The sequence below is a fragment of the Mesorhizobium sp. M4B.F.Ca.ET.089.01.1.1 genome, assembly GCF_004022605.1.
Classification (GTDB): domain Bacteria; phylum Pseudomonadota; class Alphaproteobacteria; order Rhizobiales; family Rhizobiaceae; genus Mesorhizobium; species Mesorhizobium abyssinicae.
This window is the reverse complement of sequence record NZ_RZOS01001055.1, coordinates 1-769: the sequence shown is the minus strand read 5'-3', so window position 1 is coordinate 769 and position 769 is coordinate 1. Positions and strand designations below refer to the sequence as shown.

1 protein-coding gene is annotated in these 769 nt (G+C 65.8%); it reads right to left on the bottom strand.

The window, feature by feature from the left end; all coding sequences use genetic code 11:
* Positions 1-143: 143 nt before the first annotated feature.
* A partial coding sequence (locus EN780_RS35975) for an RNA methyltransferase (RefSeq protein ID WP_133372941.1) occupies positions 144-769 on the bottom strand: 626 nt, incomplete at its 5' end.

Sequence of the window (769 nt, the reverse complement as noted above, 5' to 3'; positions counted from 1 at the left end):
AGGCAGCATAGGATCAGGAGAGGGCGGCGCAACGTTCCCAAGCCGCCTGCTCCTTTCCTGTCCGAGAACGGCTTCCAGCGTTGTTGCTGGGATCCGTTTCTCGTTCTTGATCTTTCCGGTTAAGGCGGACTGCCGCTTCGGTCTCAGCCGCGCTTCAGGAATGCGCGCGCCGCATAAAGGCTCACTGCCGCCGCGTTGGAAACGTTCAACGAGCGGATTGCACCCGGCATGTCGAGGCGGGCCAGCGCGGTCACCGTCTCGCGCGTCTTCTGGCGCAGGCCTTTGCCTTCGGCGCCCAGCACCAGGGCGATCTTGTCGCCGGCGAATGTTTTCTCCAGCTCGGCCGGTCCGTCCGAATCGAGCCCGATGGTCTGGAAGCCGGCCTCGTGCAGTTGTCCCAGTGCGTCGGCGAGGTTCTTCACCTCGATCTGGTCGATATGTTCGAGCGCGCCGGATGCGGATTTCGCCAGCACGCCCGATTCCTGCGGGCTGTGGCGGGCCGTGGTCATCAGCGCGCCGGCGCCGAAGGCGACCGCGGAGCGCAGGATCGCGCCGACATTGTGCGGATCGGTGACCTGGTCGAGCACGAGCACCAACTGAGTGTCGCCAAGCGCGTCAAGGCGCTTCGGCTTCAGCGGCTCGGCCTCGATCAGCACGCCCTGATGCACGGCATCCGACCCGGTGATCCTGTCGATCTCCTTTGGCTCGACCAATTCGGCCTTGAAGGGCAGGGCGGCGAGGTCGGCGATCGCCAGCCGCTCGGCCGCGT